Below are 18,971 nucleotides of genomic sequence, written 5' to 3'. Positions count from 1 at the left end.
TCGAAGTAAATATTATGTTGGATACACTTCTAATTTGGAAGAAAGATTGAAACAGATAATACTAATCATTCGGGTTTTACTGGGCACACAGGCGACTGGCAAATTGTTTGGGCACAATCTTTTACTGAAAAATCTGATGCTGTTAAAAGAGAAAAACAAATCAAAAGCTGAAAGAGCAGACGGATGATTATAAATTTAATTAATACAACTGTATCGTCAAGCCCTGGCATTATTAGTGATGAGATAGGGTAACTTAAAAATAAACAAAGGGAAATTAGCTCAGCTGGTTCAGCGCATCCCGACGTTATCAGTCGGGAGGATCGGGGGTTCGAACCCCTCATTTCCCACACTAAGCCTTTCAGGAAACTGAGAGGCTTTTTTGTTATATGCTTTTTTATATCTTTAAGAATGTTCTATGCTTACATTTTGTATTCTGAAGTTCGAAGTAAATATTATGTTGGATACACTTCTGATTTGGAAGAAAGATTGAAAAAACATAATACTAACCATTCGGGTTTTACTGGGCACACAGGCGACTGGCAAATTGTTTGGGTACAATCTTTTACTGAAAAATCTGATGCTGTTAAAAGAGAAAAACAAATCAAAAGCTGGAAGAGCAGACGGATGATTATAAATTTAATTAATACAACTGTATCGTCAAACCCTGATGTTATTGATGATGAGATAGAGTAACTTAAAAATAAACAAAGGGAAATTAGCTCAGCTGGTTCAGCGCATCCCGACGTTATCAGTCGGGAGGGTCGGGGGTTCGAACCCCTCATTTCCCACATTAAGCTTTTCAGGAAACTGAGAGGCTTTTATTTTTAGGTTAGCATTCATCTCCAGAGTCTCCTCTTCGGCTGCAGGGTATCACTTTAAGCGCTCACTGTCATGCTGAGGCACGAAGCATCTGCAAGCGATTAACGTCTGAACCATTTGCCACCGAATAACATTACATGCTATATTGCCTGTAATTTGAGGTTATTCCTTTCCTGGCCGGACTGGCCTTTTTTCTTTTGGCACCAAAAGAAAAAAAGTGTCGGTTTGCAATTGTTCATATAGTCTTTAAGTCTTTAATGGCGTTCATTACGGCTGCGCTGTTCTTCTCTTAAGTCGTTAGGTTTGCTTTGATAATGCCATCCAGAAAATTGACCATGCCGGTCGAAGAGCAGAATGAAGAAACAGTGTTTTGGCATTGCCAGGCAGTTATAGCGATCGCCATTCCCTTCCTCTTAAAGGCAGGATGATAAATTCGTAATCTGCTTATTTTATCTTTTTAATTGTGAACAGAGCAATCTTAATCCGATCGCTACATGCATTAAGTCGTAGCGAGAAGCTAAGATCAGATTTTAATAACAATAGAGATCAAATGAATACAAACGCCTTATCCAAAACAACATTCATTTCCACATTACTTATTTCTCCTGATCTCAAACTTCCCAATCATTTATTCAATTATATATCCGAAATTGGCGATTGAAAATGATGCACTTTAATGTTAAATAAAATTGTTCGGTTTATTTTCTTCGGCAACTATTTTGTTGGTATTTTGGCTGTGGCCTTAACACTAGAGGCAACCTATCAACTTCGGCTTCCCTTCAATTCTTTAAATTATTATTTGCTGCTATTTTTGGCGCCTACTATTTATTATACTTATGCCTATAATAAAGTTTCTAACCAGCCATCTGCCACCAATCCTAGAACACAGTGGTATTTTGAGCACAAAAAAGTAATTGGCTGGAGTCAGGTTTTACTTTTTGTGTTTTGTGTGTTTCTGGCGCTTAATCTGGTATATCAAAATTTCCAGCAGCTAGTTCATCTTCCATTCTTGTATTGGCTGGCCATTATTATTATCATCATTGCTGGTGCATTGTATTATGGATTATTGCCCAGATCGTTCCTTAAGTTTAATCTCCGAAACACAGGTTGGTTAAAGGCTTTTGTAATAGGCTTTGTTTGGGCCTGCTGCGCCAATGTGTTGCCTTTAATTATGCTTAAGATTGAAACAGGAATTGGTTATCACGATTCTGTTTTATGGACATGGCTCTTTATCAAAAACTGGATGTTCTGCACAGTTAACGCCATTATTTTCGATATTAAAGATTACCCTACAGATGCAAACCGTCATTTACGCACCTTCGTGGTTCGTTATGGTTTACGCAAAACAATATTCAGTATTTTAATTCCGTTACTCATCATCGGACTCATTTCTTTAGGAATCTTTGCAGATTATAAAGGATTCGGGTTGCCACAAGTGTTTTGTAATGTTTTACCATTTGTTTTAACTATTTATGTCGCTTATTCCATGCACAAAAGAAAAAACATACTTTACTACCTCATGGTAATTGATGGTTTAATCTTATTTAAGGCAGTATGCGGAATAATAGGAATGCAGTTTGTTCAATAGCAAAATCAAACCTTCATTTAAGTGACCACAATTTATCTTTAATTCAAATATAATCTTGATCAATAATTACGATAAAATAGCCAGGCATTACGATTTCTTAAGTCGGTTGATTTTTTTTAAATCGCAGGTGAAGGCACAGATTAATCAATTGCATTCTATTCCAGAAAATTCGTCACTGTTAATTGTTGGTGGTGGCACGGGTTGGATTTTAGAAGAGATTGCAAAGGTTTATTCATCGGGGTTAAACATCACATATGTAGAGATTTCCGAGAAAATGATCAAGCTTTCAAAGGCCAGAGACTTTAAAAATAATCAAGTGGATTTTGTTCCGCTTGGAATTGAAGATTTTAAAAAAGAACAAATATTTGATGTGATCTTAACACCATTTTTATTCGATAATTTCTCCAGGCATAGGGCAGAAGCGGTTTTTAACGATTTGCACCAACACCTGAAGGTAAACGGGCTATGGCTTTTTGTAGATTTTTCGATAAGTGCCAATAAAGGGAAATGGTGGAAAGTTATAATATTAAAATCTATGTATCTATTTTTTAAAGTAATGGGTATTGTAGAGGCCAATCAACTTATTGATATGCAGTCCTATTTTATACAAGAAAAATATAAAACTATGGAACAGCGACTTTATTACAAAGGTTTTATCTCTGCAACCGTCTATCAAAAATAAGCTTCAATTTTGTGGAAGAGGTATGTGTTACTTAAAGATAGGGGATCAAAACTATTGCAAATGGAATTTATGCAACTGGGAATTGTACTGCGTTGATCTGGTTACGATCAGTGAATAAACCAACTATAACATGATCATGCATTACAGCGAAAAAAAATGACTTTAGAAGATTTAACAAAATCATCAATACCTAAAATAAAATAGCGCCAATAATTACAGCCATAAACATAGCAGCCATTACAATTCTATCTGCTGTTATCCATTGTGCTCTGGTTAAAGGAATTGCCGCTTTTTTAACCGTTTCTGCTTTTGGTCTGGCTATCCTGAAAAGGGAGGTGTCTAATTTAATAATCATGGGAAATGTTTTTAATAGGTATCTTTTTTAAGACAAACCTTAAGCCAAAAACATATAAATATGTGGAATTGTGGATAACTTAAGCTTTTTTGTTTATTAAGTGGCTTATATTAAGGTTATTGTATCATATTTGTGTCTTTTGATTGCATTTAGGTGTATAGCATATGATGCAACTGTAGTTTCATATTTGGTTGTATGTTAACCTGTTGCCTTTAATGATGAGATGAATGAACATTAACCAGAAACAAGTTCAGATTAATATTCATTCATATAACTAATGCTTAATAACCTGGGTTTTGAGCAAAAGGTCCGCCGTTAAGATCTATGGCCCTGCTTGGAATTGGCCTAAGTAATTTTAACTGACCGCCAACGCCTGAAAATGGATTAATACCTTTATCAAACCAGTTTGTTTTAATATCCCGGTTGTATAAACGGGTTCTTTCTACCAGTGTACCTGTTCTTTTTAAATCAAACCACCTTTCATACTCACCAACCATTTCTCTGGCACGTTCATCTAAAATAAAATCTATATTAATACTGGCAGCGGTTATGGCCATTTCAGCAGTTTTGCCTGTTTTAGCCGCCCTTCTTCTTACCTCATTTATCCGATCAGTTGCCAATGCCAGATTGCCAGCTTTAAAGTAAGCTTCAGCAGCAACCAGATAAGTTTCACCTAATCTGGCCAAAAATAAATCACGCGTACTGGTGGCCGCTCCAAACTGAGATTTTGGATCATCAAACTTTTTAACTGATGGAGTAGCATTATCTAACACCGTACTTCTTGACGCCTGCCATGCATTAGAATAAGGTATAATGGTAGTGGTTGCCCGGTGTGTAGGGTCTGCTGCACGCCAGGCTGCATCAGTGGTGGTATCCCATTTGGGTTTATAATAAAACCTGATATTTAAGTTGGCTCTTTCCGTGCTCTTATCATAATAATCATAATAACGCTGGTAAAGGTTAATCATAAATGTAGCATCAAAACGGGTATCATTTTCAGTGAAAGTATTAAAGGTATATAGTGTGGGCACCAGTACAAATGTCCGGTAAGGGTAACCTTGCGCACCTCCGGATCCGCCCTGGTAAGGACCGAAAAATGCAGCCTGGGTGTTGCCACCAGTTGTAGCCGTGGGTAAGGAAGCCGCATCAAACTGAACTGAAAAAATTACTTCCTGATCTTTTTCATTACCAGGAAAAAATAAATTTTCAAAAGAGGTGGTTAATGTTCTTCCGGCAATTGCGGCATCAGCAAAGGTTGCTGCTGAACTAAAATCCTGTGCAGATCCAAATGTCTCATATCCTCGGGTTAAGTATACTTTTGCCAGGTAATGGCGAACAGCTCTTTTGGTTACACGCCCAAAATCTGTAGTGGTTTCTGGCACTAAAGAAAGTGCTTCGTTCATTTCCTTAATGATAAAATCATAAGTTTCTTGTGCGGTGTTTCTTTTAAATTGCTCAATTGGTGTATCAAAGCGATCAGTTACTAAACTCACGCCACCGAAAGATTGTACCAGCAAGAAATAATAATATGCCCGGATAAATTTCACTTCACCTTTTCTAATGGCTAAGTTGGCGCTGGCTGCCGTGTTGCTATTAAAATAAAGTGCTGTATTACATAACTGAATAGCAGAATAGGTATTGGTGTAAAATGTAGTTACCTCTGCATTATCGGGGTTTAGATTTTGATATTCACTAATGCCTACGGGCTGTGCATCTCTGCCTTCTACATACATGTCAGTTCCTGCGCAAAATACATATGGCGAACTGTACACTTTACGTAAGGTGGCATAGGTAGCATTAATTAATTTTTCATATCCTTCTGCAGTTGCATAATATTCATTAGATACGATATTTGATTTATTTTCTTCTTCTAAAAACTTTTTACAACCCGTAAACGAGCTGGCAAGAATTAAAAGGGATAGTATGATTTGTTTTTTCATGATACCTTATTTAAAATTTCAGGTTAACGCCAAATTGATAAGTAATGGTGCTTGGGCCGGTATTGTTAATGTTTCCAACAGTGGTATTGGTTTGTTCTGTAGTTACAGAAGAATCTATGCCACTTGCGCTTTCCGGATCAAACCCATCATAATTTGTCCATACAAAAGGATTTAAAACATTGGCATATACGCGTAAACTCTTAATCTTTAGTTTCTCTATTATTTTAGTTGGGAGGGTGTAGCCGAAGGAGATATTTTGTATTTTAACAAATGAAATATCTTTATAATAACCCACGCCAGTGATGCCATCCCAATAAGGGCCAATATTATTTGGCTGAGGATAAGTGTTTGAGCTTCTTCCCTGCGTTACAGCATTGGCAGGCATATAATAGTCGTTGTAAAGTTTATTCGTTCCGCGGTCATTGTAGCGGGTAAAAATACTGTGGAAGGCACTGTAAACCTGCATGCCTTGCCGGGCAAAGAGTGATGCCGATAAATCAAAAGCTTTATAGGTAAACTGTGTAGAAAAACCACCCGTCCATTTTGGATCTTTTTGACCTATAATTTGCCTGTCGTTTGTGCTGCTGATTTTGCCGTCGTTATTTAAATCTTTTACTTTGGCTTGGCCAGGCAGCTGGCCATAAGTTAGCGCTAAGGCACGCTCACTTTCCTGCCAGATCCCATCAAAAACATAGAGGTAATTTACATTAATCGGCTGGCCAATAAACCATGAATTACCAACCAAATCTTGTTTTTTATTAAGCAAATCAATAATCGCATTTTTGTTTCTGGCAAAAGTGAATGAAGTGGACCATGTAAAATCTTTAGCAGAAATGTTAATGGTTCTAAAAGAAACTTCTATCCCTTTATTGCTTACAGAACCAATATTATCTTTGATAGATGAATACCCGGTTTCGAGAGGTAAATCCCGGTTAAGCAATAAACCTTCAGATCGTTTATCATATAGATCGATGGAGCCAGAAATTCTATTTTTCAGGAAACCAAAATCAACACCTAAATCAAATTCACGTGTTCGCTCCCACGTTAATGAAGAATTGGGCAATCTGCTTGGCGAATAGCCTAAAGCTGGTGTTCCGCCAAAATCGTAATAGGTTGGGGCACTCAGGTTCATCTGGGTTTCATATGGACGGATGTTATTATTGTTGCCGGCAACACCTGCGCTAAAACGCAATTTCAGATCAGATACAAATGATGCGTTTTGCATAAAAGATTCTCTTGAAATTTGCCAGGCAATTGCAGCAGATGGAAAGGAAGACCATTTATTGCCTTCTGCCAGTTTAGATGAACCATCCCACCGATTGGCAAGGGTTACAAAATACTTGTCTCTGAAAGAATAATTTATTCTCGCTAGAAAGGAAAGGATTGAAAACTGGTTAAAATTGCTGGAAGATAACTGCCGGTTGTTTGATGCGCCTAAGTTATAAAAAGATGAGTTGTAAGGCAGGTCATTAACTTTTGTAGTGTCGCTTTCAAATCTATCTTTTTGCATGCTATATAAGCCGGTAAATGCAAAACTGTGCTCCTTTATTTTTTTACGGATGTTTACCACATTATCAAAAATATAAGATTGGGTTTGTTGGTTTACCCTTTGTGCATCAGGCAACAACCCATCGCCAACACCTGTTAAAGAGCCCCAGTACCTGCCGTTTCTTACAAAGTTTATACTCGGAGAAAAGGTAGATCGAACATCTATCCAGCTGGCTGGTGCATATTGCAAATAAATATTACCCACACCAAAATGCCTTCGGGTATTGTTCTCCGAATTGGAGATTTCCAGCAGTGGGTTTACAGTACTGGTAAAGCTAGAAACTACGGTAGATCCGGGAACAGGAATCTGGCCGGGCCTAAATACCAGGTTTCCATTTGCATCGTAAGGTTTAAAAATAGGCGCCATGTTAAAACCGTTTCTTACCGCATCATCACTTCCGCGTTCGGTATCAGTAAACGAAAAGTTGATGCTCATCCCGGCAGAAAAACTATTGTTAATCTTGCCATCAACATTTACCTTAAAGTTGTAGCGGCTTAAATTATCTTGTAAAAAGTTTCCTTTTTCATTTTGATAGCCCGCACCAATTAAATATTGAATATCATTGTTACTGCTCCGGCCAGATGCCGTTAACCAGTGGTTAGCTTGTATGCCATCCTGTAGTACCAGGCTTTTCCAATCGGTATAATCATGGTTGGCTACGGTTTGCAATACCGTTGGGTTATCTAAACTTCCTATGGTATTGGTAAAAGTTCTGCCCGCAATAAGTTCTGGCGATATGAAGGTGTTTTGGCGGTATTCCCACCATTCTTCACCCGTCATAAAATCGGGCATTCTGGCTACTTTACGGATACCTACATAACCATCATAAGAAATGGTTGCGCCACTGCTTTTATTGGTTGCACCATTTTTTGTGGTAACTAATACAACACCATTTGAGCCTCTGGATCCATAAATAGCTGTTGATGCCGCATCTTTTAATACATCCATTTTGGCAATATCCTGTGGGTTAAGGAAATTGATATCAGAAACGATTACACCATCTACTACAAAAAGTGGCTGGCCGCCCGCTAGTGAGTTCTGCCCCCTTATTTGCACATTAAAATTTGCCCCGGCACGGCCAGAACCCGCAGAAATATCTACACCGGCAACCTGACCTTGAACGGCCTGTAAAGCACTTACTGTTCCCCGTTCGGCAATGGCATCGCCCTGAACGCTACCTACTGCAGTGGCTACCTGCGATTTTTTTTGTGTACCATAACCCACCACCACCAATTCATTTAACTGACCAGCCGATTCAGTTAAAGTAACGGATAATGTCTTTTGCCCGGCCAGTACAATTTCTTTATTATTGTAGCCCACAAATGAGAATACCAATGTGGCATTGGGTGGTGCATCAAAAGAAAAGTTTCCGTTTACATCTGTAGAACCGCCTATGGCTGCTCCTTTGACTTTGACGGATACACCGATTAAAGTTTCGCCTTTTTCATCAATTACCTTACCCGAAATTTTTTGGTTTTGAGCCATCAAAACGGTATTGAACAATAGAGAAATGACGAAAAAAAGTAATGTTTTTTTCATGATTATTTGGTTAAAAATTGAAAATAGTCAGTTTGGTTTGACTACTATATTTGGTTATTTGGCTTACAATTTAGCCAACCAAATTCAATTCGTAACTATAATACGACTCAAAACTGTGCAATCGTTCCCGTAAAATATGTCTAAAAAGCACTAATTACTTTCGTAAATAAAAAATAGCTAATTGTAGTTTAGTAGGGAGCTAATGATGTATTTATAGATTTTATTTTTTGTCTTGATGATCAGATAAATTATTGTAATAACTCCTTCAACAAGGATAGGAAGATACAGGATGGCAATATCACTTTCAGTAATTAATCGTTCTGATCAGGATTTGTTCTTGATTTAATTATGATGCTTTTTCTTCAGGATGGATGTTAAGTTTGCTGTTCTTTTTGCCATACCAGAAATAAATTACCAGCCCTATTACCAACCAAACCGCCAATCTTAACCAGGTTTCCAAAGGGAGAAACACCATCATGGCAACACAGGTTAAAATGCCAAGAATAGGAATTAATGGAACAAAAGGTACCTTAAACGGACGTTTGGCTTCCGGATTGGTTTTTCGCAAAATTAAAATCCCAACGCAAACCATTAAAAAGGCCAGCAAGGTGCCTATGCTAGTCATTTCCCCAACTACATTCATGGGTACAAATGCGGCAAATAGGCCAATAAAAATGCAAAGAATAATATTAGATTTCCAGGGTGTTTTGAATTTCGTATGTACATCAGAGAACATTTTTGGTAACAAACCATCTTTACTAATGGAATAAAACATTCTTGATTGCGCCATTAAATCGATAAGGATTACAGAAGTGTAACCAATTAAAATGGCCAGGATAATGGCCTGACTCAGCCAGCCATAAGGTGTTTTTTCAATGGCTATGGCCACAGGTGCACCACTGTTTGCAAATTCCTTGTAATTGGCTAAACCCGTCATTACATGGCCAAATAAGCCAAAAAGTACAGTACAAACCACCAGCGAACCAATAATGCCAATAGGTAAATCACGCCCGGGGTTTTTGGTTTCCTGAGCAGAGGCTGCAACAGCATCAAAACCAATAAACACAAAGAAAACCAAGCCTGCGCCACGCAATACACCACTCCAGCCAAATTGCCCAAAAGTGCCAGTGTTTTCGGGGATATAAGGGTGATAATTAGCTGGATCGATATATTGCCAACCCAGTGCAATGAAAACTAAAACCACACCTACTTTTAAAAATACGATAATGCCATTTACAATTGCCGATCCTTTTGTACCACGAATTAAAATCGCCGTCATTAAAACAACTACCAGTGCTGCAGGAATATTAATGATCCCGTTTACGGTAGAGCCATTAGCCAGTTTTGCAGTTTCGAAAGGGGAGAGGGTAAGTTGCGGGGGGAGAAAAAGACCCAGGCTCCCTAAAAATTTGGTTAAATATTGAGACCAGCTGATGGCCACCGTTGCACAACCAACAGAATATTCTAACACTAAATCCCAACCAATAATCCAGGCAAAAAGCTCGCCCATGGTGGCATAAGAGTAAGTGTATGCACTACCTGCAACTGGAATCATAGAAGCAAATTCTGCATAACAAAGTGCTGCAAAGCCACACCCTAAAGCAGCAATTACAAATGAAAGGGTTACTGCCGGACCGGAGTGATTGGCTGCAGCCAAGCCTGTAATAGAGAACAGGCCTGCCCCCAAGGTTAAACCAACTCCAATTAAGATGAGGTTAACGGGGCCTAAAGTTCTTTTAAGCGTTCCTTCGCCACTTTGGTTTGCTTCAGCAACAATGCTGGCAATAGATTTTTTCATGAAACAAGTTATGAGTTGCAAAATTATCAAAATATATTAATTCTATCGTGTTTGTAGTTGTTTGTTTTAAAATTAACCGACTTACGAAGTTTCAGTGGCTTTTGGAGAGGGGAAACTTCGTCAGTCTAATAATTAAGTTGAGGTTCACATTTAAACTGGCGAAGTCTTGCTGCGCTTCTGGCCTTTGAGACTTCACAAGTTGGCTGATCGACTTACGAATTATTAAAGCCAAACAAGAACGGCCGTCATTGCTGAGGCACGAAGCAATCTCCCTATCTCGATACGGAGCATACTTAACCCTTTCCCTTTCATTGGGAAAGGTGCGCATAGGCGGATAGGGGCTTAAACCACCTTGCGCTTTGGGCACCCCTCCTTTAAAAGTATGGGCATTTTAATTTTACGATATGGTTTAGTTTTGGTAAATATTTTTTTGCTTATCTGTTGGTATCTCGCCGACCGAAATTAAAGAGATATACCAGGCATCGCAATCTGTTAACCAATCATAAATCATTTTATAGGCAGTGGTAATTTCGGCAGAAAAGTTTAGGGTTGCACCTTCATAACCTTCATCCTGAAAAATGTAGGCATTTAATCCATAGTATAACAGTTCGGATAGGTGGGCTACATTAAAACGGCCAACGGCTTGCAGTTCATAAGTCTGTTTTTTAAGGTAATGCTTAAAGGATTTTTTATTGACCAAGAGTTTTGTACAAGTTACCAGATTGATGATATTGTTTACATCATAAAGGGCATTGGCAATAGAAATGGGTTCATGTTTACCAGAGCGAGGATCGGGCCCGATAGCTGCGCTGAGCATTTCGGTAAGGATTTGATTCACATCCGCCAGACTATTCATTTCGAAATAGGCTTCAATAAGTTTCCGTAATTCATTTACAGCTACAACCTCAACAGGGAGCTGTGTGTTTGGGTTTTTACAATTGTTAGTCTGCATAACATTGAAATTAAAGTTCCTGGACGCTGCAGACTAACAAATAACTCTTTTCAGAGAAATTAGAAAATGCGTTTCTAAAACGCTCGTCCAGGAATATTTTTAAAATTTAATTGTGAAAATTGATCTCTCTTCGTTAGGTGAAAAAATATGTTATTTATTAATCTGCACCACTAAGATAAATACAATAAAATCATTCACGAAATCTTTTTGAAGAATGGCAATTAAATGAAGCCTAATTTTTTTAGTTATGATAGCGGATTATATGATGATAGTACATTCATTCTAAGTGTTTAAGCTGTTAATTTAAGCTTTCCCTCAACCGCTAAATAAAATATCCTGACCGCTGCAAACTGTCAATACCTCTTTCAGAGACACTAGATAATGTGGGACTACCACTCGGTCAGGAATATTTTTAATTAAATTTTACTTAAAGGGGTGAAATGCTATTTGTGCTAATTTAAGCAAGCTAAGTTCGCAAATGCTTGATTAAAATAAACCTGGGGATGATTTAATTTTTAGCTGATGATCATTTATAAATGATCATACACATGGGATGTGATTACAATAGGGCAATTTTAGATACTGTTTCTACGGGCAACTACTACTACGGCAAAATTATCGGCTTCTTCCAACTCTTTTACCACACGGGCAATGTTAAATTCCTTTTCCAGCAGGGCAATGGCACCATAATTGGCCTTGCGGTTGGTTAAGAGAAAAAGGCTGTACTCTAGCTTTTTCTGCCGCTTAATGTTGTCGTCTTTCGTGTCGCCATCAGGTAAGGTAGCCACTACTGTATTTACTGCAGATAATTCTGCATTTAATACCTCAATTTCTGATGATACCTCAATCGTTGTATTGGCATAATTTTCTTGCTGGCGTTCTAACGAAAGTTTCTTGAAAGATAAATCTTTTTTTTCCTTTTCGATAAGGGCCAAAACGGTGTCGCAATCTGCAACCTCCGTTAATGTTGATACTGAATAATCCATGTTTAAAAATTTAGTTTGTAATAAAATACATTCCTAATAGTAGTAAATAAAATAAAAATTGAATAATTATCTGAACATTTTAATTGTATGATTTTATTTACAAAAAATAATCGGCTAAAATTTAATGGTTGATTGAATTTGCGCCTTTCTTTTAAAGCCAGTCAAAATTTATATTTAAAAAAGCCTTCATTTGTGTCTATACATAAGTATGAAACACTTTTAAGCGAAACAAAAAAAAGTTTCATGAAAAAATGTTTCGCTGTTTGTAAACAAAATTTTTGTAAACTTTTATTTGTTTACAAAATAATTGTTTACAAAAGATGTATTTTGTTTCAAACTTTGTATAAAATGAAAAAATTAAGGGCGCAACTAGCATTAACACAAACAGACATGGCTAGGCTTATGGGGAGTAGTAAAACCAAAGCAAGTTTGTATGAAAAAGGTTTACGCAGCCTTAACGCAAAAGAATTAAACATGCTAAGCACCATTGAACTTTTGATGAGTAATCCTGCCGAAATCCAAGCCACTGATAAAATCAGTTTAAATGATCAGAAAGCTTTGGTAGCCGTGCTCAAAAAGTTGGCTTACGATCAAAAACGTGCAGCACAACAGCATGAAATTATTAGTGAGAAACTTTCGAGAATGGAAGAAACATATGCCAGCAACCGTAAGCTTTGGCGCTTGCTTAATGAATTGAAAACAAATTTAAAAGGTGCAGCTGCTAACCCTTATGCGGCTGTGCTGGAAATTAGGTGCTTAGAGAAACTTAAATCATGCGGCCTTCACCAACAAATTTTGCTGCGCCATCAACTTTCTATGTTGGCAAGTGAAATCGCTTCTGCACAACAACTTGTTGAAGAATATTGGGAGTTTGGGGTGCCGGTGGAGGGGTGAGGGGGGTAAAAGGCGCACGCGGAATGCGTGCGCTAGAGTGTAGGCACTTTATTCATCGCAATTTATTTTTGATTCAACTAAAAGTAGCTTTGAGTTCTCCCCATTAAGGCATAGAATTGTTCATTTTTAATTTTACTTGTCTTTTAACTCATTAAGTATCCTTTCAACTTTATTCCAAACAACATTACTTTCAAATTCATCATAGAAATGATTTTCTTTTAAGAGCCAGTATTTGAATGCCAGATATTCTTTTTTGATATCTAAATGGTCTATTATTTTTTGTTTATTATCTGGTGTATTTTCGTTTTTATAGTCGTTTAAGAGCTTGAGAAAGAAAATTACTTCTCTTTGTAAATCATCGTAGAGTCTTTGTCCTTTTATATCACGAATGTTGTTTTTTCCGTTGAATAGTTTTTTTAATAGTTTAACTGTAAATTCTTCTTGACTACCTGGTGTTAAGGTGTTAATTTCTATATGCTTGTTTACTAGATCTAACTTTTGTACTAAGATATCTTCAATATTGTGTTGTGAAGGATCTAATATTTCATAGTCGTTTGGTTTTCTACCATTGCAGTATGGGCAGGCGGAAAATAAATTGGTCCATGTATATTTTAATCTGGTATATATCGTTTTTGGCTTCAAATGTTCAACTTGAAAATTTTGCCTATGCTGCTGTTCACATAAGTAGCATTTTTCATCTTGATCGATGACTAGGGCAGCTTGAACATCTTGTCCGTCGTAGGCAATAGGATTGGCCAGCAATAAAGATGCTGGCACATCCTCTGATTTTCGTACTCTAATCATTACCTAATTTTCTTTTAATTTAATCTCTAAATATTGTCCTTTTATATTTGGAGAGGTAAGAAGTTCATCCATTTCTGAAAATTCCTTGTCTAAATTATTATATTCTTCCTGTTCTGCTGCGTCTTTTACCTTCTTTTCTGATAGTTCTTTAAAGCGAACGATTTTGGCTTTTAAAAAATTTGACTCGCCTTCCACTTTAAAGTAGCCTTCTGCTAACGCATCGTACGAGTAATCTGTAAGGTCTTCTAATCTTAACTGTTTTTCCAGGTCATAGGCAATAGCGTTCTCTATGGAATTTAATATGAAGGGGGAATGGGTCGTAAGGATAAATTGAAGGTTTGGGAAAATCTTGGTAAGCATCGGTAAGATCAATCGTTGTAGCTTTAGATGTAAATGGGTTTCAATTTCATCAATCAATACTATTCCTTCCATTTCATAGCCTCTCACAAGACTGCCTTGTTTTTGCATTTTTAATATTAAATCTGCAATAATATCGATGATTGCTGAATAGCCATCAGATAGTTCATTAAATCCAAATACTTTATTTCCTTGTTTTATTTTGAAAGAATAGTCTTTGTAGTTAAATTCTAATTTTACTTTTTCTCCTTCAAAAATATTTCCGAGTAATCCTGTGAAGTTTTCGAACCAGTGCTTGATGTTATCGGCCTCATGGATAGAATTTTCATTTCTAGCTAAAGCTTCTTGAATTTTTAGGTCGATTAGAAATTTTAAGAATTCACCTATTTTTGATTGATGGATACCTACCGGGGTTAAGTTCGGCTTTTCTGGATTTTTTGGTACAATTACTTCCGTTTTTCGATTTGCGCCATAAAAGGAAAGTAAAAATTTTCCTTCATTGATTGCTTTGGATATAGAAAATATGTCTGTAAAAGTTAGCTCGATTTTTCCAAAATGATAATGGTATTGATTTTTTAACCGATCAATCTGTTGTTCGTCACTTAGAATCTGATTTTGATATTCCTGCAGCCCCCGCAAAGAATTTAAGCGGGTTTCCATTTGTTCAATATTCTTTTTAATGTTTAAAAAACTAAGGCTTCGATCTTGATCAATATTATGCAATATATCTGCAATAGCTTTAAGTAAGGTTGTTTTTCCTGAACCATTTTTTCCTGTCAGAATCAAATGCTTTTTTTCTTTGGAATCTATTTCAATATTAATATCTTCCAAATGAAGGACTTTATTGATCTTAATAGCAATTAAAAAATTATTCATCGTTTATTATTTGCCAGCCAAAATACAAATTTATCCAATAGTTTGCTGAAATGCTTTTTCATCCCCTCGCTAACGCACGACGTGTCGCATGTGCAAACAAACTACCCTTTTAAAAAAAAAAGCCCATCTTTCAATGAGCTTCTAATCAGTGGAGTCAAGTTTCAATAGGTCTAACTTTTGCCATTGTGAGGCTGTGGTTAATTTTGAGAAAGTTTATGAAGGGCCGTATAGAAGAAGAATTTAAAAAATCATAATGATTTAGAAAGGTGGTTTTCAAAAGGCTATAGGTTTAATTATATACCCGCCGGAATGTATATACCGCATTTCTATAAAAAAAACAAAGCATTATGTAAAAAGAACTAACACCTAAAGATGTTTTATCAATATTAGAAATACCTTCAGCCTAACCTAATCTTTTCCTAAAGTCGGTTGGCGTTTGTCCTAATAATTTTTTAACATACCGTGTAAAGAAAGAAGTGCTGCTGAACTGCATTTCTTCCGCAATTTCGGCTACATTCAGATGCCTGTTTTGTAATAACAGAATGATCCTTTCTTTAGCGTGACCATGTATCCAATCGGAAGCGGTGCGATCTGAGTGGATTTTACAAAGGTAGTTTAGATATTTCGGCGTAATGTTCAATTCATTGGCATAAAACTGTACTTCCCTTTTGGTGAGGCAATGCTGTTGCAGTAAGTTTATAAACTGTTCATATAGCGTTCCGGTTTGCAAACTGTGGCGCCGACGTTCATATTCATTTGCGAAGCTATGCCACATCTCTAAGATAAATAAACGCATTTGTAATTTAAGCGCTTCCTCATAAAAGCGGTGGTCAGTTTCTTGAAATCGGAGCAGTAGCCAATTGAAATTATTTAATATTTTTTCTTTTTCAGCTTTAGTGTTAATGTCTTTAACAGGGTGTACTCTGGAATGAAGTTGCGCATTGATACTCCAACCTTGATCGGGAACATTATCGATCAGGAAATTTTTTTCTACCAATAAAACCGATGCCTTAAAATCTTTCGATACTTCCATTACATCCCATCTGCTATCGGCAAACCAAAATAAAAACTGGCCAGACTTACACGCCATACACTGATCATTGAAAATAAAATCTAGTTTCCCACTATGACAATACAGGTGAGCATGGTACTTTTTTAGCAGGTTTTTGGTAGCATCATCAATGCTGCCAAGCGATAACAGTAATACTTTTGCAAGAGGCAATTCACTCATCTATTAAAATTTGAATTAAATTAAGTAATATTTGACACATTTAGCGTCATTAGTGTCATAAATCAGAACAAAATTGGTCAGAAATTTGGTGTTGTAATAACATGGAAAATTTAGATAATTCAATATTTGATGATTTAAGAAATGGCGAGATTGTAACTTCTGCCCATCCCCAGATAGCCGAACTCCGGAAATCATCATACGCAACGATTCAATTGGTACAGCAGATGAATAGTAGCGAAGATCCGTTTACCATTAACGAATTTTTAGGTAAAATTATCGGGGAAAAGATAGATGAATCGGTAGCTGTTTTTCCACCATTGTATATTAATAATGGGAAAAATTTAAGTATCGGAAAGAATGTTTTCATCAACTTCGATTGTACTTTTTTAACTTTAGGTGGGATAGAAATTGAAGATAATGTACTTATTGGTCCGAAGGTAAGTTTGCTTTCCGAAGGGCATCCATTGGCGGCCGCAGATCGTGACGCATTAGTTCCGGGCAAAATCCATATTAAAAAAAATGCCTGGATAGGTGCTAATGCCATGATTTTACCTGGCGTAACCATTGGCGAAAATTCCGTAGTTGCCGCAGGAGCAGTGGTTGCTAAAAATGTTGATGATAATACGTTGGTGGGCGGGGTGCCTGCCAGGTTTATAAAACAAATTAACGCGACCGGCAAATGAAAAAAGTGATAGTATTGGCCATAATGGTCTGCTTAAGTTCGTTTGAATTGAGCGCACAGATAAAAACTGAAAAAATAGAAAATAAAATGAATAAAGAAGTTCCAAAAATCAGCGATTTCCCTACGGGAGAAGAAAACACAGGCTTTGCCAAATATTTTACAGGAAAATCTTACCTGGCACCTTTAACTAGTAATAAGGATCTTAATGTTCCATTAGCCAACGTAACTTTTGAGCCCGGTTGTAGAAATTATTGGCACAGCCATACTGGCGGCCAGTTGCTGATTGTAGTTGGCGGCGAAGGCTTGTACCAGGAGCGAGGGAAATCAGCAAAGCATTTAAAGGCAGGTGACGTTTTAGAAATTGCACCAAATGTAGAACATTGGCATGGCGCCACAGCCAACAGTTGGTTTTCTCACCTTGCCACCAATGGTAATCCTTCTACCAACGAAAATAAATGGCTGGAGGCAGTTACTGATGAAGAATACAAGAATGCCAACGATCAAATTTTTAAATTATGAAATTGATCAGCTGGAAAGTTGGATTGCTATTGTTGCTATCCAATATCATCATCCCTAAAACGAAAGCACAAGAAATGGCATCATTAAATAAACAGGAAAAAAGCCTTGCAGGTATTTCTGCTACAACGGCAAGTGGCAAGCTAGACTTACTTAAGATTCAATTAATTGAGGGATTGGACAACGGACTAACGGTTAATGAAATTAAGGAAACACTCACGCAATTATATGCATACTGTGGTTTTCCAAGAAGTTTAAACGCCATCAATACTTTTTCTGCCGTATTAAGCGAACGCAAAGCCAACAACATTACAGATCCTGAAGGCGAAAAAATTATTGAGAATACAGTTAAGGATAAATATGAACAGGGTCGCAAAACTTTGGAACAACTGACTAAAACTCCGCAAACCAGGCCCGCACCTGGTTTCGGCGAATTTGCTCCGCGTATTGATGACTTTTTGAAAGAACATCTGTTTGCGGATATTTTCTCCAGTAAGGTGCTTGATTTTCGTAAGAGAGAACTGGTTACCATTTCTGCACTTGCTGCTATGGAGGGTGTAGAAAGTCAGTTAAAATCCCATATCAGTATGGGCAGAAACACAGGAATTACAGATGCGGAATTGAAAGAACTGAGCGTTATGATCCAGAAAACGGTGAGTACGAGCCAGGCGAACACCTTATTAAAGAGTATAGATCAACCTATGCTTGCCATAATTAGTCCTGATATGATGATCCGTATTTCTGAAATAGAAATTGTTTCTGAGCACTTGGAAGAATACAAATCTATTTTAAAGGAAGAAGCGGCTGCATCTTTAGCGAAAGAACCAGGAGTGATTGCAATTTTTCCAATGTTCCAGAAAGAACAGCCAACACAAGTAAGGATTGTGGAGATTTATGCAAACAAAGCCGCTTATCAAGCGCATTTGCTAACACCCCACTTTCAAAAATATAAAACAACTACTTTAAAAATGGTTAAAGACTTAAAACTGGTAGATATGGAAAGCCTGGATAAGGAAACCATGAAGTCGATATTTAGAAAGTTGGAATAAATTTGCGTTACATTAATAAGATAACAACTCAATACTAAAGGTAAAACCATCGTGATAAGCAAATTGCGTCATTGAATCACAGTTTTAACTTCTGTTTTGTGGGCAAGAAACCTAATTTAACAATAATCGTTTAATCAAACGTTTGTTGTTATCATTTTTTTAAAGACTGTTACAAGCTTCCTTTTTGACTAGTCCTAAAATAAGTTGACACTTATTTACGAGTAAATATAATCCTTGTCATATAATATTGGCAAGGATTTTTTATATATCTGATCTGGTGTTTTATATCCTAATGACAAATGAGGTCTTTTAGTATTATAAAGTTCTACCGCTTCTCGGATTATTATTCTGGCC

The 18,971-nt window shown here is 37.0% G+C and carries 18 protein-coding genes and 2 tRNA genes; 10 read left to right on the top strand and 10 right to left on the bottom strand.

All coding sequences use genetic code 11. The annotated features are described in order from the left end of the window. From AN34_RS21980 to AN34_RS21310, 6 genes are all read left to right on the top strand, one after another. A partial coding sequence (locus tag AN34_RS21980; RefSeq protein ID WP_029289134.1) for a hypothetical protein occupies window positions 1-187 on the top strand: 187 nt, incomplete at its 5' end. A gap of 81 nt (window positions 188-268) precedes the next feature. Beyond that, window positions 269-347: transfer RNA gene (locus AN34_RS21330), tRNA-OTHER, on the top strand. Between the two features lie 61 nt (window positions 348-408). Further along, window positions 409-693 (top strand): GIY-YIG nuclease family protein, encoded by a 285-nt coding sequence (locus AN34_RS21325; RefSeq protein ID WP_029289132.1) that lies wholly within the window; start codon window positions 409-411, stop codon window positions 691-693. A gap of 16 nt (window positions 694-709) precedes the next feature. Further along, window positions 710-788: transfer RNA gene (locus AN34_RS21320), tRNA-OTHER, on the top strand. A gap of 707 nt (window positions 789-1,495) precedes the next feature. Beyond that, window positions 1,496-2,407 (top strand): hypothetical protein, encoded by a 912-nt coding sequence (locus AN34_RS21315; protein ID WP_029289130.1) that lies wholly within the window; start codon window positions 1,496-1,498, stop codon window positions 2,405-2,407. A 55-nt stretch (window positions 2,408-2,462) separates the two neighbouring features. Beyond that, window positions 2,463-3,089: a class I SAM-dependent methyltransferase gene (locus AN34_RS21310; RefSeq protein ID WP_029289128.1), complete on the top strand. Its 627-nt coding sequence runs from the start codon at window positions 2,463-2,465 to the stop codon at window positions 3,087-3,089. A 190-nt stretch (window positions 3,090-3,279) separates the two neighbouring features. Here AN34_RS21310 and AN34_RS21835 read toward each other — a convergent pair whose 3' ends face one another. The 6 genes from AN34_RS21835 to AN34_RS21285 form a co-directional block, all read right to left on the bottom strand. After that, on the bottom strand, window positions 3,280-3,444 hold the full coding sequence (locus AN34_RS21835; RefSeq protein WP_197285577.1) for a hypothetical protein: 165 nt from the start codon (window positions 3,442-3,444) through the stop codon (window positions 3,280-3,282). A gap of 281 nt (window positions 3,445-3,725) precedes the next feature. Continuing rightward, window positions 3,726-5,384: a RagB/SusD family nutrient uptake outer membrane protein gene (locus AN34_RS21305; protein ID WP_029289126.1), complete on the bottom strand. Its 1,659-nt coding sequence runs from the start codon at window positions 5,382-5,384 to the stop codon at window positions 3,726-3,728. A gap of 10 nt (window positions 5,385-5,394) precedes the next feature. After that, on the bottom strand, window positions 5,395-8,472 hold the full coding sequence (locus AN34_RS21300; protein WP_029289124.1) for a TonB-dependent receptor: 3,078 nt from the start codon (window positions 8,470-8,472) through the stop codon (window positions 5,395-5,397). A gap of 346 nt (window positions 8,473-8,818) precedes the next feature. Beyond that, window positions 8,819-10,270, bottom strand: coding sequence for an amino acid permease (locus tag AN34_RS21295; protein WP_029289122.1), 1,452 nt, complete (start codon window positions 10,268-10,270; stop codon window positions 8,819-8,821). Between the two features lie 409 nt (window positions 10,271-10,679). After that, window positions 10,680-11,222 (bottom strand): hypothetical protein, encoded by a 543-nt coding sequence (locus tag AN34_RS21290; protein WP_029289120.1) that lies wholly within the window; start codon window positions 11,220-11,222, stop codon window positions 10,680-10,682. Window positions 11,223-11,797: 575 nt separating this feature from the next. After that, window positions 11,798-12,208, bottom strand: a complete 411-nt coding sequence (locus AN34_RS21285) for a hypothetical protein (RefSeq protein ID WP_029289117.1) — start codon at window positions 12,206-12,208, stop codon at window positions 11,798-11,800. Window positions 12,209-12,340: 132 nt separating this feature from the next. Here AN34_RS21285 and AN34_RS21280 point away from each other — a divergent pair, with 132 nt between their 5' ends. Next, window positions 12,341-13,102, top strand: coding sequence for a transcriptional regulator (locus AN34_RS21280; RefSeq protein WP_029289115.1), 762 nt, complete (start codon window positions 12,341-12,343; stop codon window positions 13,100-13,102). 132 nt (window positions 13,103-13,234) lie between these two features. On the opposite strand, the gene AN34_RS21275 is transcribed toward AN34_RS21280, so the two are convergent. The 3 genes from AN34_RS21275 to AN34_RS21265 form a co-directional block, all read right to left on the bottom strand. Beyond that, window positions 13,235-13,906 carry an HNH endonuclease gene (locus AN34_RS21275; RefSeq protein ID WP_029289113.1) on the bottom strand — a complete coding sequence of 224 codons (672 nt, stop codon included), beginning with the start codon at window positions 13,904-13,906 and terminating at the stop codon, window positions 13,235-13,237. Between the two features lie 3 nt (window positions 13,907-13,909). Further along, window positions 13,910-15,139 carry an AAA family ATPase gene (locus tag AN34_RS21270; protein ID WP_029289112.1) on the bottom strand — a complete coding sequence of 410 codons (1,230 nt, stop codon included), beginning with the start codon at window positions 15,137-15,139 and terminating at the stop codon, window positions 13,910-13,912. A gap of 403 nt (window positions 15,140-15,542) precedes the next feature. Then, window positions 15,543-16,370, bottom strand: a complete 828-nt coding sequence (locus AN34_RS21265; RefSeq protein WP_029289111.1) for a helix-turn-helix domain-containing protein — start codon at window positions 16,368-16,370, stop codon at window positions 15,543-15,545. 101 nt (window positions 16,371-16,471) lie between these two features. On the opposite strand from AN34_RS21265, the gene AN34_RS21260 reads away from it, so the two are divergent. The 3 genes from AN34_RS21260 to AN34_RS21500 are packed head-to-tail and all read left to right on the top strand — an operon-like array spanning window position 16,472 to window position 18,617. Further along, window positions 16,472-17,053: a DapH/DapD/GlmU-related protein gene (locus tag AN34_RS21260; RefSeq protein ID WP_029289110.1), complete on the top strand. Its 582-nt coding sequence runs from the start codon at window positions 16,472-16,474 to the stop codon at window positions 17,051-17,053. Next, window positions 17,050-17,571, top strand: coding sequence for a cupin domain-containing protein (locus AN34_RS21255; RefSeq protein ID WP_029289108.1), 522 nt, complete (start codon window positions 17,050-17,052; stop codon window positions 17,569-17,571). The genes AN34_RS21260 and AN34_RS21255 overlap by 4 nt, the downstream gene beginning before the upstream one ends. Then, window positions 17,568-18,617, top strand: a complete 1,050-nt coding sequence (locus tag AN34_RS21500) for a carboxymuconolactone decarboxylase family protein (protein WP_082468490.1) — start codon at window positions 17,568-17,570, stop codon at window positions 18,615-18,617. Before AN34_RS21255 ends, AN34_RS21500 begins: the two co-directional genes overlap by 4 nt. 215 nt (window positions 18,618-18,832) lie before the next feature. Here AN34_RS21500 and AN34_RS22165 read toward each other — a convergent pair whose 3' ends face one another. Beyond that, on the bottom strand, window positions 18,833-18,958 hold the full coding sequence (locus tag AN34_RS22165) for an integrase core domain-containing protein (RefSeq protein WP_369818105.1): 126 nt from the start codon (window positions 18,956-18,958) through the stop codon (window positions 18,833-18,835). Window positions 18,959-18,971: the final 13 nt, after the last annotated feature.

The organism is Pedobacter sp. R20-19, from assembly GCF_000708265.2.
Classification (GTDB): Bacteria; Bacteroidota; Bacteroidia; order Sphingobacteriales; family Sphingobacteriaceae; genus Pedobacter.
The sequence above is the reverse complement of the archived record's forward strand: the minus strand, read 5'-3'. Positions and strand labels throughout refer to the sequence as shown.